We start from the raw sequence: 14,527 nt of genomic DNA, 5'->3' as shown, positions 1-14,527 counted from the left end.
GTTTGGCTTTTGGGTTGAGTCCGCTGCTTGCTATTTTGGTACACTGAGCAGTTCTATGAGCTAAGTTATTTATCTATAGTGCAGATTAAGGACAAGATTAATTATGGACAAGAAAACAGATGCACTAAATATTTTAGAAGAAGGTCTATGTGAATTAGAATCAAAAAAAGGAAGTATCTCTACAGCTGTCCAAAAACTAGCTAGAGCATCTTCGATGTTAGGCGAAGATGCAATTTATGCTTGGACACAAATGCAACTAGGAAATGTTCAATACACAGCTATTTTAGAAAAGCTGTTCAACTTTCTCAATGAAGATCCAAAAGAAGATGAAGCAATTGAAGCAAGGAATAAAAAACGTGAAAGTATACTTGAGAGTGCAAAGAAACTAAATATATCTTTTAGTGATAGCAATAATATAAATGAGTTATATACTCATAAATCTACAGAAGCTTCTGGAGGCTTAAATTCTATTGTATTAATTGAGCAGATAGCAGAACGCCTTTCGAAATTAAAAAAAGGTAATGACGGTACACACTATGTTTATAATATAAATTCTCATTTATCTTATATTAATAAGCATTGCTATTCCTACATTTCGTCCTTAATCGATAAACTAAAATATTCAGGTACTGTTAAAAGTAGTTTCGATTTGCTAAAAGACGCCGTCGATGATAAATTTCTTGAAATAAATCCTGAATTAGCTGAACAACTTATGCTAGCTTTCAAATCCATCTCTTCTGATAATAAGGAAGAATGGTCACAGGCACTAACTACTTGTCGACGTTTGCTAGAAAGTTTAGCTGACAATCTTTATCCAGCCAACGATAAAATTATAAATAATAGAACATTCAAACAAAATCAATATGTCAATCGTTTATGGCAGTTTATGCATGAAGCTATACAGTCAGATACGAATAAAACTTTAGCCAAAGCTCATGTTGATTATCTTGGATCGTGGTTAGAAAGAAATAATAAAGCTACTAATAAAGGAGTTCATGATGAGGTCACTCAGTTAGAAGCTACGAAGTTTGTTTTCCATATATATCTTATGCTAGCGGACTTATTGGAATATTTAGATGACTCAGTTGTTTCAAACACAAAGCCACATATTAAAAAGATTACCATCGATGAACTTGAGGCTTTACTTAATATTAATAGAAACATAGCAAAAAATATAATTAAGGCACGAGTTAAAAATGGTGGTTTAACCTTAAAGCAGCTCGGCGAAGTCTCTGGTATAGGGAACAAAACTTTAGAAAAAGCTAAAGAGCTCATAGAGTTTTAGCTAAAAATATTTTGAACTTTACTGCCATAATCAAAACCTAGCAGAATAAAACGACGGAGGTCATGTGCAATATACCGCAATCATCAAAGACGGTGGGCTTTTTATCCCAAACGTGTTTTCTGACCTAAACGATGGTAGCTCGCATATCGTACAAATAGACGTTGACATCGCAGAAGTACGACAGCAGCTAAGCGAGCACGCCGGCACAATCGAGACCAAAACGCCCAAAAAACCCACCAAAAGAGCCAATAAAAAGGCTGAGCGAAAACCGCCAAAAGACACCGATGACGACGGCATAAGTACCCGACGCAAAAGCGCAATCGACGAGCTAGACGCCCTAGATGATGCAGAGCTAAGCGAGATACTCAAAGCCTATATGAATGACGGACAAACCTCAGAACAAATATCGCTAGAAAACTTATAAAACAATCAACTCCATATAAACCAACAACCGTATTACTGATAAAGGTAGAACAATGACGTACTCGATTTTTTCTCAAACGCCAAACAATGCTTTGAGCGAGCCGATGTTCTTCGGTCAGCCAGTCAACGTGGCGCGTTATGACCAGCAAAAGCACCCAATCTTTGAGCAACTGATTGAAAAGCAGCTGTCGTTTTTTTGGCGTCCTGAGGAAGTCGATGTCTCAAAAGACCGTATCGACTTTAGTAACTTATCTTCGCACGAGCAGCATATCTTTATCAGTAACCTCAAGTATCAGACCCTACTCGACTCTATCCAAGGCCGCAGCCCAAACGTGGTGCTACTCCCGCTGGTGTCTATCCCTGAGCTGGAGACTTGGATCGAGACGTGGTCGTTCTCCGAGACCATTCACTCGCGCAGCTATACCCATATCATCCGCAATATCGTCAATGACCCTGGCGTTATCTTTGACGACATCATGCAAAACGAGCATATCTTGCAGCGCGCCTCTGATATTGCGCAGTATTATGACGATCTGTACCGCAACTCGCAGCTGTATAGCCTATACGGTGCCGGTACGCACAATATCAATGGCGAGCAGATCACCGTCGATCTAAAGTCACTCAAAAAACAGATGTATCTGTGCATCATGGCGGTCAACGTCCTAGAAGCCATTCGTTTTTATGTGTCATTTGCCTGCTCGTTTGCCTTTGCTGAGCGAAAATTGATGGAAGGCAACGCCAAGATCATCAAACTGATCGCGCGTGATGAGGCGCTGCATTTGACCGGTACTCAGCACATGATCAATCTGATGCGTAATGGTAAAGATGATCCTGAGATGGTCGAGATTGCTGAAGCCTGTTATGAGGAAAGTATCGAGATATTCCGCAAGGCTGCTGAGCAAGAAAAACAATGGGCAGGTTATCTGTTTAAAGATGGCTCGATGATCGGTCTAAACAAAGACATTCTTTGTCAGTATATCGAATACATCACCAACCTGCGCATGGAAGCGGTCGGCTTGCCAGCGGCGTTCCCAAATTCAAAATCAAACCCTATCCCATGGATTAATACGTGGCTGTCGTCTGACAACGTACAAGTGGCACCGCAAGAGACAGAGATTAGCTCATACTTGGTCGGTCAGATCGACTCTGATCTATCAGACAGCGACTTTGATGACTTTGAGCTGTAATTTTTAGATGTTATTAGCGCGTCGATGACATATCGCTGTCATACAGGCGCGCTATCATCAAGGCAAAAAACACCAATAAAAATGACCATCAGGAGCTTGGGCAATGACGTGGGTAGTGACCAGCAAACAGCGCTTTTATTTGCACGATAGCGAGACCTTGCTAGACGGCTTACTGCGTACTGGGCACGATATCAGCTATCAGTGCCGCGAAGGCTACTGCGGTAGCTGCCGCGTCAAGCGTATCTCAAGCTCACACAGCGTCGACTATCCATTTGAGCCGCTGGCGATGATAGATGAGGATGAGATCCTACCTTGCTGTTGCCGTGTGCAAGGGGTCATTCATATCAATCATGAGCCCGTGATTAAATAAAGTTTTTTTTGTGGCAGTTACCGACCTCTATACCCTATTCAAACAGCTTAAGTAGCTCCTCACGCATACGATCACGCTCTGCCTCTGACATCATCGGTACCTCTTCATCTGGTAAGTATGGCTGACCGGAACCGCCAAGCGTTTCGTCATGAATGATGACGGGACGCGGGGTTGGCTCTTGTACCGGACGCTCCTCTAATACGATTTTTACCTGCGCGTTTTTGCCTTGGCGTAGTATCTGGGCATTGAGCTCAGTATTGGGCGGCTTACGGGCCACATACTGAATCAAGGTATTGGCATCGGTCATCTCGACCCCGTCGATGGTCAAGATAATATCGCCCACTTGTAGGCCACTTTTGGCCGCAGGACTTTGGTCGATGACGTTTAATACTTCTACACCGGTCGAGGTCTCAAGCTGTGTAGGATCACGAAGCTGTGACTGAATCTCGATACCTAGCCAGCCACGACTGACCTTGCCATCTTTGATTAAGGCATTCATCACCTGCTCGACAAGGGCGGTCGGAATAGCAAAGCCGATGCCCATCGAGCCGCCAGAGCGCGAGAATATCACGGTATTGATACCGACCAGCTCGCCATGCGCATCGACGAGCGCGCCGCCTGAGTTACCAGGGTTGATCGCCGCATCAGTCTGAATAAAGTCTTCAAACTTATTGACCCCAAGACCAGTACGCCCAGTGGCGGAGATGATCCCTTGCGTTACCGTTTGGCCGACACCGAACGGGTTGCCAATGGCCAAGGCCAAATCGCCGACGCGGATAGGATCCTCGCGGAAACCAAGCGGCGTCAGTCCGGTCATATCGACTTTGATCACCGCCAAATCACTATCAGGATCGGTACCGATGATCTTGGCGCGGCTCTTACGCCCGTCATTAAACGCGACGGTGATTTCATCGGCTTTTTCGATGACATGGGCGTTGGTCACGATATAGCCGTCTTCTGAGACAATCACCCCAGAGCCTAAGTTGGTAGAGCCTTGATCCTGCGATGGCCCGCCATGAAACTCAAAAAAACGGCGCAAGACAGGGTCATTCATGTATGGATGCTCGGCCATGGTCTGCGTGGTATAGATATTGACGACCGACTGTGACGCGCGGGCGACGGCATTATGATAAGAGGAGATCGGTGCAGGCGTGTCAGCGACAGGAGCCGATGCTTGCTGCTCAGCAGGTGACGTCCTCGGTGGCTCCCACGTCGCCTCTGACGTCGTTTTCATACTCATGAACAACCAGGTAAACGCTGCCAATACTAGCAGCAATAAGATCCAAGGAAGCCACTTTAACACAGACGCCTTGTTATTGGTGTTCGGGGATGGCGACATATAAAAACCTCTATAATTTTGATGCACACAAACAATAAAAAAACAATGATAAATAAAACCGGGACAAATCGCAGGCCAGTTACTACTGGCCTACTATGAGCAATAGCATAGCAAATATCAGCAGCAAAACGCTATCGCTCAAGTGGTCTTGTGTATCGTCAGTTCTAAAGCTGACCCACCATAGGCAAATTATAACTGCCCATTCTACCGAATAGTAACGCATCGTGTACCATTTCAGTTATTGGCCTTGTCTACTCTTTGGCACTGTCATGCTAAAATGCAGATTATTTGTCTCACCGGCCAATCAAATAACGCAAATAACGACAAGGAACCACCATGACCGCTCACGATACCCCGACCTCTGCCGATATGACGATTACTGCCCAAGCGCTGACTGAATTTTGTGATGACTATCTGTCTGCCAGCGCATTTAAAGACTATGCGCCAAATGGCCTACAAGTCGATGGCGGCCGGCCTATCAGACGCATCGTGACTGGGGTGACGGCTTGCGAGGCACTCATCGATGCTGCCATCGCTGAGGACGCCGATGCGATTATGGTCCATCATGGATATTTTTGGAAAGGCGAACCGATGACCATCACTGGCATGAAAGGCCAGCGTATTCGTAAATTGATGCAACACGGAATCTCGCTGATTGGCTACCACTTGCCGCTCGATGCTCATCCAAAAATCGGTAATAATGTCAAGCTCGCCGAGATGTTAGGGCTCACCATCACAGAGGCGCTATACCCTCATGAGTCGCATCCCGTCGGCAATATTGCCACATGCCCGCCGCAAAGCGCCGAAAGCCTAACTCAGACCATCACGCAAGCTCTAGGACGCATACCGCTACATATTTCAGGTCATTATCAGTATTTGGCAGATGCAGCCGCAGATACAGCAGCCCCAAAACTGTTAAAACGTATCGGCATCTGTACTGGCGGCGCGCAAGATATGATCGAGCAAGCCGCAGCCATGGGCTGTGATGCTTATATCTCAGGCGAAATATCAGAGCGCACGACCCATAGCGCCCGTGAGCTTGGGATTGATTACTTTGCATGTGGCCATCACGCAACAGAGCGCGCAGGGATTCAAGCCCTCGGAGACATCATCGCTCAACAATTTGGTCTATCTGTGCGTTTTATCGATATTGATAACCCCGCTTAGAGTCGGCATCAACCCAGCACAAGCAAAGCTCAACACCAATACTATTGGTTTACGATATTGAAAATTCGATACGTCAGTGCTGGTTATTTGACGGTTATCTAACGATAAAACTTAGTCATTTTTTAGCTTCTATTTCATAATACAGCCAAATTTGACCGTTTATAAGCAAATTGTTAAGTTTTATCGCTAATTTCTTAACTCTACTTGAATAATAAAACCAGTAACCGCATATTACTACCTGTAACAAAGAACGTTTTGTCATGAAACTTCCCATTATTACAGCTTCCGGTTATGGCACCAAGATAGATAACAAATAGATAATAGACAGCCATTTAGCGTTACTATTTATCTATGACTTGAGTTTTACGAGACTTAAGTTTCGCGAGACTTACGCACGGCTTATTATCTATATACTTATTTTCTATAGTGAGAGGGCGCGCGGCTTTAACGGCGCATTACTATCTTAGTGTTGCGATGGTGGTTTGATGTTTGTTGTCAGTCGGTGTTATGACTGGATAAAAACGAATAACCCTGTATCGCTGAACAGCAAATATGATCAGCGGTTTACTCTACCCTAAACGATATAAAGAGTAAGCCGCTGCTGATATTAGCGTAGTGCATTGACTTTATCATTGAGACGCATGGTTTGGCGTCGCTTTGATACAGATATCTACGTGTTTGTTTCAATAATTTAATCATGACCTTACCTGTGTTTGTTAGGGAGTCGTTACGTTCAGTCTTATCTATTGTCGATGAAGGAATCATCTGATTTATCGCCTTCTGGGATTTTTGCGTCTGTTTTTTGCAGGCATGGCTTTTTTGATAAGCTTTTTTTTACAATAGATACTTGGCTGTGACAGCGCTGCACGTGTTTATAGAAAACTCATACGCGGCACGACTTTTTAATAAGCAAACTGAGCGCACACGACAGTTATTTAACCGTGTCCCTCAGTTGAAATGCAACCTCGGTATATGTGCTATTGGCATACACAAGTGAGCATTTACGGTAAGTAGGATGGCTAAAATCAGGAGACATCCATGCAGCGTATTACTTATCGTGTGAAAGTATCAGCGCAAGGGGCCAAACGCCGTATTTCTTATCTGCTGCGTCCATCTAAGCGCCTACCAAACACCAAAAGTAACATCGTTTCATCCGTTACCCCTACTACTTCAAATCGGTTTGCCAAGACCAAAAAACTGGCGCAAGTATCTAGTATCGCCCTGCTCTCGCTACCTGCTGAGAGCCTAACGACGATGCAGGCAAGCGTACCGGCCTATGACCATGTCATGCTAGACAATACCTTGACCGTCGCTGCTGTCCCAGGAAATAGCACGTATTTTGCGACCGATGGGTTTCAGCATGGTTTTGGGTTTGACTTGGTGCGTACTTATGCTGACGAGCTCGGTGTCGATATCGACCTAAAAGCCTACGCCAGCGAAGAAGCAGCCTTACATGCTCTAAAATCTGGTGAGGCGGACATGGCATTGACCACCGCCAGTACTCAACTAAAAAGCCAGCTAAATTTGTCATCCATCAACGTCAGCTGCGGCTATGATGCCAGTTTGACCAAAAACGGCCTGCATCCAAAGGTCAGCTGGTCGTTTAATGCCCCTGATGATCCATTGTCACAAAAAGCCAGTTATTTTTTGTGCGATAGTATTAAGCTAAAAAACACCCAAAAGCTGGCCGCGTTTTATAATCAAACCCTACTAAAAGACGCTTATAGTCAAGATCACTTTAAAAAAACACTAACAGAGAGGCTGCCTGATTATCAGTCGTCTTTTGAGGAGCAAGCACGTAACTACAATCATGATTGGGAGCTGTTGGTTGCGATGGGCTATCAAGAGTCACATCTGGATGCCAATGCGGTCTCGCCCACCGGCGTACGCGGCCTGATGATGCTTACCAACAGTACCGCCAAAGCGATGGGCGTATCAGACCGTGTGGACCCGTATCAAAGCATCGGCGGCGGCGCGCGTTATTTAGAGCAAATGAAAGATGAGTTCGCTGATGTGCCAAAGTCTGATCGAATTTGGTTTGCACTAGCAGGATACAATATGGGTCCAAATGCGGTCAAAAGCATCCAGCGTAAACTGCGCACGCAAGGCATCGATGATAAGAGCTGGGCCAACGTCTATGCCTATCTCGCAGAACACAGAGCCTCTAACAGCCGGTATGGTCAAGCGATGCACTATGTCAGCAATATCAGAAGCTATCTTGAAACCATTAAGACGCAAACTGTCTAATGACATGACACTCAAAAAACGCAAAAGCGGCTCTTATGATAAGGGCCGCTTTTTTGTGTGATGACTATATACGCTATTAACGATTGGGTACCGTCAGACGCTGACCACGCTGTAGCATGGTGTCGGCTGCGATATTATTCATATCTGCCAACTCTTGGGTCGACACTCCGTATTTACGCGCCAGCCCGATGAGACTATCTCCTGAGCCTACGGTATAGCTGACGGTTGCTTTTGGTACTTTTAGCGTCTGTCCGCGTTGCAGTTGGGCATTGGTTGCCAAATCATTGGTCGCCGCCAGATCTTCTACCGATACGCCAAACTCTCTAGCAAGCGCAATCAAGCCATCGCCTGACTTGACCTTGTAGTTTTCGGTATTGCCCAGCTTTTTGCCACTGCTGACTGTACTGGTTGAGGTATTGCTCGTCGCATTGATGCTTTGGCTGCTGGCACGAGAGCCCACTGGGCTACCGCTAGCAGGAATCGTAATGGTACGGCCTAGTATCAAGTTTGAGTTGGTCTTTAGGTTATTGGCGGCAGCCAAGTCACTCAGACCGATATTGTAACGTCTTGCCACGCCCGTTAGGGTATCACCGGATTTGACCTTATAACTGACCGCTTTATCATTTAGCTGACGATCGACGATATCTTTGGGCGCAGGCACTTTAATCGTTTGACCACGTTGCAGGCGAGCTTTAGCATCAAAGTTACTGTTTACCGCTGCCAGCTCTGCTGGACTGACGCCGATACTGTTGGCTATACCAATTAAAGTCTCACCTGATTTTACCTTATAACTGGTGGTTGCCACTGAGCTTGTACTACTCTGCGCTCTACTACTGCTAGTACGAGAGGCCGCGTCTATGTCTGCGCTGGCAGGTACTTTTAGGGTTTGACCGACATATAGAGAGTCTGTGCTGTTAAGGCCATTGAGACTGGCCAAAGTAGCGGTTGGCACATTGAACTGACGCGCCAAAGCAATCAAGCCATCACCCGGTTTGACCTTGTAGTTTTTGGTTGCAGTGCTTGATTTTTTTGATCTGGTAGAGAGCGCCGCTGGTGTTGTAGCAGGTGCTTTCACTTTGCCAGGCACTAGCCAGAGCTTTTGTCCTCGAAGCAGATCAGCACGGCTGCTAAGATTATTATAGCTGGCAAGCTGTGTCACTGATAAGCCAAAACGATTGGCGGTACCAATAAGCGTGTCGCCACCTTGCACAACATAGCTTTCGGGTTGATTGGCAGCTGGATTACTGGCAGCGCTAAGCGGCTCGATAGTTTTGGCATTATATAGATATAAAGTGGTACCAGATAATAGCTTGGCGCTGGCATCTATTTGGTTCCATTCGGCGATATCGCGCCAGCTCACGCCAGCTCGACTGGCAATATTGGACAGCGTATCACCACGTTTTACCGTATAGGTACTACGTGTGCCTTGTGGCTTTGGCTTGCTGACTGGCGTTTTTGCAAAGCTCAGTTTTTTTTCATCGCCTGTCGCCTCCAAGATAGACTGCTGCGTCTGTACCGCAGATAAGTTGATGTTGCCATCGGCGTTGATGACATTGGTCTCAGGCGTGCTACTGCGTATCTGCTTGGCGATAAAATCACGTTCTTCTTTGCTCAAAGGCGGCTCTTGAACGATGGTATTGTTTTGAGTGATTTTTGCAGACGTGGTCGGTAGGCTGTTGCTGCTTTTTAGCTCAGCATTGATTTTATTGGTCTCGGCGGTGGTCAACGGCGGCTCAGTATGTACGGCGGCGGTGTTGCTATAGACCGAGCTGCTCGTCTGTGTCGTTGTAGGTGAGATATAGCTCGTCGTCTGCTGCGGCACACTGGCGCTAGCGGCATAGTCTGCCAATGCGCTGCCAGTAGATGGCAAAGCAGAATTGGTATAAGGCTTACTGTTATAGCTTGATGAGCTTGAGCTGCTAGTGGTGGTGCTGTTATCACTGGCAGTCAACACATTACCCATGCCATTACCACGCAGCGAGCTGAGCTTGGCATCTAGGTTGAGGCTCACATCATTAGGGATAATCACCCGCTGTGGGCCTGAGGCATTGACGCCTGTGATTTGTGATACTTCCGATAAACTGACACCATAATTGACAGGCACACTGCGAAAATGCTGACGGTTGGCAATAGCTGGTAGATAGACACCGTACTGCTCAGGCTTGGCAACGATTTCGGCCACTGCTAAAAAGCGTGGCACGTAGTTCATGGTTTCGGTGGGCAGTCTAAGTGACCAGTAATCCGTGGGCAGACCACGAGCCGCATTAGCATCGATGGCATTTTGCACACGACCGGGCCCTGCATTATAAGCGGCTAACGCCAGCTCCCAACTACCAAACTGGTTGTGCAATGCGGTCAGAAAGTCATAGGCAGCGCGCGTCGACTCAATGACGTCACGGCGACCATCATAAGTGCTGCTTTGATTTAACCCATAAATACGGCCCGTACTAGGGATAAACTGCCATAAGCCAGCTGCTGCGGCACTACTGGTCCCACTTGGGTCATAAGAGCTTTCGATCACAGGCAATAGCGCCAGCTCGGTTGGGATATTACGGCGCTCTGCTTCTCGCACTGTGTGATAAATATAACGACTGGCACGCGCAGTCAAACGGTTTAGATACTCTTGTCGACTGGTAAACCAGCTTTTTTGTGCTTCGATACGCTGGTTATAAATTGGCTGTCCGCCGTTCATACGGTAGCCGGCACGCAAACGATTCCACAAATCACCGTATTGCTGAATGGCAAGTTTGTTGCCTTCTACCATGGTCATGTCTGTCGCTTCTAACAAATCCGCTAACTCGTCTAAGCTTTCAGCATCAAGATAAGCGGTAGAGTAATCCGTGGTGGCAGATTTTACTGCTTGCTTACCAGCACGCTTGGCAACCGTCGCCGAGGTGTTGGTCGCGCCTTTGTTTTTTACCGGCGAGGTATTGCTACAAGCACTGATGAGTAACGTCGATACCGCAAGCGTCAATGGTAACGCAATAAATGAGCGAGAGTTTGAGAGCACAGTAGACATGGTATTGGAGGTTTCCTAACGACAAGAAGTAATGAGATAAGTTGCTTGATAGTATAGTCTGCAATGTAAAGCAAAGACCAGTCTGATGTAAAGACCTTAAGCAAAAATTACGGCCGCTCTTTTTTGTGACTTTTATGAATATAAGCATAGATATATAAACAAAACCTTATAAGGAATGGTTATATATCATGGATGAGCTGTATTTACTCACCATCTTAATGATTGATGGTCTTAATTAGCTACTCTTAATCAGATACTTTTAATGAAATACTCTTAATTAATAGTCACTTGTGAGACCGCACGCAATAAGACAGCATTGCCCGTCGAGAGCGTCAAGGTCACCCGCGAGGTGGTGACAAACGAGACCTGCTGACCATCTTTTACCCAGCTTTCATTGGTGGTCACATTGGCTTTGGCCTGTCCGCCTGTGATGACGATGTTATCGACAGAGATATCGTAGCGATAATTGGAGGTGTCGTTCCAGCTGTTTTGCAGCAGTTTTAGATAAGCTTCTTTGTCCAGACTGGTTGTTTTTCCTTTTCTAGATAAAGAAATCAGCGCATCATCCGAGACCAAACGTGCAACTTGGTTGATGTTTTGGCTGTTCGCTGATGATTTCATGGCAGCGGCGTAGTTTTTTACTAGCGCTTCGGTCATGGTCGCCGCCTGCGCATTGATCGTGATGGTGCTTGCAGCAGCAACGATAGCAGCCACACTGGTACTTTTTATCATCAGAGCCAAAAGCCCGTTTCCCCATACTCGTTTCATGATAATCCTTAGCGATATTATCGGCGTTATGGTCATACAGTTTCTATTTATCATACATTTTATATTTATCTATGTATTGACGTAGAGACCACAAGCGCATTTATCGTTTGACTAAATAGGCCACCTATACTGAGTATAGGTATTGACGCCTTAATATTGACTTTACGAGCCATTTTGGTAATTTTTTTAGTCCAATCACGGCAGACTCGTATCATAGTGTGAGACTATCACTCAATTCTCACAGCCATGTGACACCCTGTGTAATTATTGCGAACATCTATAACGATAGACTATCTTGAAATATACCGTCATATCAAGCCTCACTGATTATCACAATAAGGCTTGATAGTGACGGAAACTCAGAGCAGTGTAATCAGTCACGCTTAGCGTTATGACTTGGTTTCTGAGCCATTGTCTTCAGACTGTTCATCATCACTGAGCTTCATACCGAGCCGCTCTACGCGTCTGTCCATCATTTGCCGTGCCAGCGCTTGCATGTCCTCGACGCGGTCTATCTCATCGACAATCTCCAACCCGAGCAAGGTTTCAAACACATCCTCCAACGTCACCAAACCTTTGACCTCACCATACTCACCCACAGTAATGGCAATGTGGACACGGTTTTTTAGCATCAGCTCTAGCAAGTCAAACAGTTTCATCTTTGAGAATACAAAGGTGATCTCTCGTTTAAACTGGGTCAACGGTTTGTGCATGGCGTGGTTGACTTTGGCCAGCAGCATATCTGTTTTTAGCACAAAACCGGTAATATTGTCCAAATCACCATCATAAATCGGCAAACGCGAAAACGTCAGCTTAGGGCGATCCACCAGCAGCTCAGCCACGGTTTTATTTTCTTCAAAAGCGAGCATCACTGAGCGCGGCGTCATGATGTCCTCAACCTTGATAGCACCAAAGGCCAGCAAGTTACGGATAATGCGCGACTCTAGCGGGTCTATCTGACCTGACTCCTCACCGATACTGGCCAAAGCGGCAAACTCACGACGGCTAAAGGTTTGCGGCTCTTTGCCGCGCACCAGCAGTTTGGTGAGGCGCTCTGATATCCAAATCAGTGGATACAGCAGCAAGATAATACCTCGGACAAAATAAGCCACCAGACCGCTAAGCTGACGCCAATACAGCGTGCCCAAAGTCTTGGGAATGATTTCAGACAAAAACAAAATCGCCAGCGTCATAATCGCCGAAAACAGTCCAAACCAAGCACTACCAAAGACGATAGTCGCTTGGGCACCAGCGCCGATAGAGCCAAGCGTGTGCGCCACTGTGTTTAATGTCAAAATAGCGGCCAGCGACTGATCGATATTATCAACTTTTAGACTTTTAAGCATTTCCGCTTTTTTGGGGTTGCTTTCTTGTACGTCCGCGATAAACGACGGCGTCATACTCAGCAAAACAGACTCGGCCAACGAACATGCAAAAGACACGCCAATGGCCAGTACGACAAAAAATATCAGCAGCATCACATTCAGCGCTGTTGGTGCAACCGCCGCGTCAGCCGCCCAAGCCATCTGCGGTAGTAGCAAGACGGCAGGAAACGGCAGCATCGCGAGTAACGGCCGACCAAAACGAGCAGGACGACACATCTTTGGGGGAGGTTCTGCTGACTCATCTTGACGACAAGCCCGCGGACGATTTAAACGAGGTACAAACATAAAAGAGGTGGACAAGTTAGGTAACCTAAACAGAAAAGAAGAAAAAGATAATATCATGAGTACGCGCCGCCGAGCATCTACCGCATAAAAGCTGGTTAATGCTCGATAAACAGGCACTCATCGATGCCCACCACCTTGCCTGACAGCTTGTCGTATAGGCAACTAACAACCCAATCAGTCAACAACCAACATCTGGCTGCTGCGCGTGACATTTTATAAGGACAGCTTACCAGCCCTACCCTCTGGGTATCGTGTGGCGGCAATTATTGCCATTTGATAGTAGCATTGATGATAATATTTCACAATAAGCCGCGCTTTTTAAGTGCGATTTTTTACGTACGCCGTTTATCCCCGATGTTTTACGTTTCGTCATATGGGTTTTTGGCTAGCATTTGATGCGATCAATCGCCCGATATACCAGAGAAAACACACCCAGCTTATGATTAACAGTTACCAAGTCTGGGATTTTTTGTTACTATGCGTCTAATTTTATTATTGTCTATGACTTACTGAGAGTAAATTATGTTGCTATTTATCCAAGCCGCCCATGCGGCCCCAGAAACTGCAGGCGCGGAGGGTTAAATTATGTTGCTATTTATCCAAGCCGCCCATGCGGCCCCAGAAACTGCAGGCGCTGGGTCAATATTTGGCCAGATCTTATTGCCTGTCGCTTTTTTTGCGATTTTTTATTTTTTGGTCATTCGCCCGCAGTCTAAGCGTACCAAAGAGCATCGTGCTATGGTCAATGCGCTTAGTGTCGGCAATGAGATTATCTTTGCCGGTGGTCTGATGGGCCGTATCAAAGACATTGAGGGCGATTATGCTGTCGTCAGCTTGAACAACAACACAGATGTGAAGATACAGCGCGCTTCTGTCATCTCAGTATTGCCTGCTGGCACTATCGAGAGCGTATAATTATCAGCCGTTCTGTATTTATGATCGTGCGCTCGTCGCACTGATAAATACGTACGTGCCTAAAAAATGACCGTACCTTGTCTACGGTCGTTTTTCGCTATAAAGTAGCAAAACCTTACATTTTATAATGCCAAAGA

Annotated in this window: 11 protein-coding genes; 7 read left to right on the top strand and 4 right to left on the bottom strand. The window is 46.0% G+C overall.

Annotation, left to right across the window (positions count from 1 at the left end; genetic code table 11):
- Positions 1 to 103 precede the first annotated feature (103 nt).
- The 4 genes from NK638_RS02085 to yfaE all read left to right on the top strand — a co-directional run bounded on the left by NK638_RS02085 (position 104) and on the right by yfaE (position 3,265).
- The gene (locus NK638_RS02085) at positions 104 to 1,285 is read left to right on the top strand and encodes a helix-hairpin-helix domain-containing protein (protein WP_274631742.1); all 1,182 of its coding nucleotides are present in this window, start codon (positions 104 to 106) and stop codon (positions 1,283 to 1,285) included.
- Between the two features lie 64 nt (positions 1,286 to 1,349).
- A complete protein-coding gene (locus tag NK638_RS02080; RefSeq protein WP_274631741.1) occupies positions 1,350 to 1,709 on the top strand; it encodes a hypothetical protein in 360 nt (119 codons plus the stop codon).
- A gap of 52 nt (positions 1,710 to 1,761) precedes the next feature.
- On the top strand, positions 1,762 to 2,895 hold the full coding sequence (gene nrdB / locus NK638_RS02075; RefSeq protein ID WP_274631740.1) for a class Ia ribonucleoside-diphosphate reductase subunit beta: 1,134 nt from the start codon (positions 1,762 to 1,764) through the stop codon (positions 2,893 to 2,895).
- Positions 2,896 to 2,998: 103 nt separating this feature from the next.
- Entirely contained in the window at positions 2,999 to 3,265 is a 267-nt protein-coding gene (gene yfaE, locus NK638_RS02070; protein ID WP_192992875.1) for a class I ribonucleotide reductase maintenance protein YfaE, read from the top strand.
- Positions 3,266 to 3,299: 34 nt separating this feature from the next.
- Here the strand turns inward: yfaE and NK638_RS02065 are convergent, their stop codons facing one another.
- Positions 3,300 to 4,604, bottom strand: coding sequence for a S1C family serine protease (locus NK638_RS02065; RefSeq protein ID WP_201585598.1), 1,305 nt, complete (start codon positions 4,602 to 4,604; stop codon positions 3,300 to 3,302).
- A gap of 336 nt (positions 4,605 to 4,940) precedes the next feature.
- Between NK638_RS02065 and NK638_RS02060 the strand changes: the two genes are divergently transcribed.
- Both NK638_RS02060 and NK638_RS02055 read left to right on the top strand, forming a co-directional pair.
- Entirely contained in the window at positions 4,941 to 5,771 is an 831-nt protein-coding gene (locus NK638_RS02060) for a Nif3-like dinuclear metal center hexameric protein (protein ID WP_274631739.1), read from the top strand.
- Positions 5,772 to 6,809: 1,038 nt separating this feature from the next.
- Positions 6,810 to 8,018 carry a transglycosylase SLT domain-containing protein gene (locus tag NK638_RS02055; protein ID WP_274631738.1) on the top strand — a complete coding sequence of 403 codons (1,209 nt, stop codon included), beginning with the start codon at positions 6,810 to 6,812 and terminating at the stop codon, positions 8,016 to 8,018.
- Positions 8,019 to 8,094: 76 nt separating this feature from the next.
- On the opposite strand, the gene NK638_RS02050 is transcribed toward NK638_RS02055, so the two are convergent.
- From NK638_RS02050 to NK638_RS02040, 3 genes are all read right to left on the bottom strand, one after another.
- A complete protein-coding gene (locus NK638_RS02050; protein WP_274631737.1) occupies positions 8,095 to 11,037 on the bottom strand; it encodes a LysM peptidoglycan-binding domain-containing protein in 2,943 nt (980 codons plus the stop codon).
- Positions 11,038 to 11,310: 273 nt separating this feature from the next.
- On the bottom strand, positions 11,311 to 11,805 hold the full coding sequence (locus tag NK638_RS02045) for a hypothetical protein (protein WP_274631736.1): 495 nt from the start codon (positions 11,803 to 11,805) through the stop codon (positions 11,311 to 11,313).
- Positions 11,806 to 12,194: 389 nt separating this feature from the next.
- Positions 12,195 to 13,475 carry a CNNM domain-containing protein gene (locus NK638_RS02040; RefSeq protein WP_274631762.1) on the bottom strand — a complete coding sequence of 427 codons (1,281 nt, stop codon included), beginning with the start codon at positions 13,473 to 13,475 and terminating at the stop codon, positions 12,195 to 12,197.
- Positions 13,476 to 14,060: 585 nt separating this feature from the next.
- On the opposite strand from NK638_RS02040, the gene yajC reads away from it, so the two are divergent.
- Positions 14,061 to 14,390: a preprotein translocase subunit YajC gene (gene yajC / locus NK638_RS02035; RefSeq protein ID WP_274631735.1), complete on the top strand. Its 330-nt coding sequence runs from the start codon at positions 14,061 to 14,063 to the stop codon at positions 14,388 to 14,390.
- The last annotated feature ends 137 nt before the right edge of the window (positions 14,391 to 14,527 follow it).

Origin of the sequence: Psychrobacter sp. A3 (assembly GCF_028823565.1) — a bacterium.
In the GTDB taxonomy this organism is placed as follows: Bacteria; Pseudomonadota; Gammaproteobacteria; order Pseudomonadales; family Moraxellaceae; genus Psychrobacter; species Psychrobacter celer.
Note: the sequence above shows the minus strand (reverse complement) of the source record. Positions and strands in the feature narration are given on the sequence as shown.

Excerpts from the sequence above, each read along its gene's own strand:
- NK638_RS02085 (WP_274631742.1), top strand. The coding sequence starts at position 104 with ATGGACAAGAAAACAGATGCACTAAATATTTTAGAAGAAGGTCTATGT.
- nrdB (WP_274631740.1), top strand. The coding sequence starts at position 1,762 with ATGACGTACTCGATTTTTTCTCAAACGCCAAACAATGCTTTGAGCGAG.
- yfaE (WP_192992875.1), top strand. The coding sequence starts at position 2,999 with ATGACGTGGGTAGTGACCAGCAAACAGCGCTTTTATTTGCACGATAGC.
- NK638_RS02065 (WP_201585598.1), bottom strand. The coding sequence starts at position 4,604 with ATGTCGCCATCCCCGAACACCAATAACAAGGCGTCTGTGTTAAAGTGG.
- NK638_RS02060 (WP_274631739.1), top strand. The coding sequence starts at position 4,941 with ATGACCGCTCACGATACCCCGACCTCTGCCGATATGACGATTACTGCC.
- NK638_RS02055 (WP_274631738.1), top strand. The coding sequence starts at position 6,810 with ATGCAGCGTATTACTTATCGTGTGAAAGTATCAGCGCAAGGGGCCAAA.
- NK638_RS02050 (WP_274631737.1), bottom strand. The coding sequence starts at position 11,037 with ATGTCTACTGTGCTCTCAAACTCTCGCTCATTTATTGCGTTACCATTG.
- NK638_RS02045 (WP_274631736.1), bottom strand. The coding sequence starts at position 11,805 with ATGAAACGAGTATGGGGAAACGGGCTTTTGGCTCTGATGATAAAAAGT.
- NK638_RS02040 (WP_274631762.1), bottom strand. The coding sequence starts at position 13,475 with ATGTTTGTACCTCGTTTAAATCGTCCGCGGGCTTGTCGTCAAGATGAG.
- yajC (WP_274631735.1), top strand. The coding sequence starts at position 14,061 with ATGTTGCTATTTATCCAAGCCGCCCATGCGGCCCCAGAAACTGCAGGC.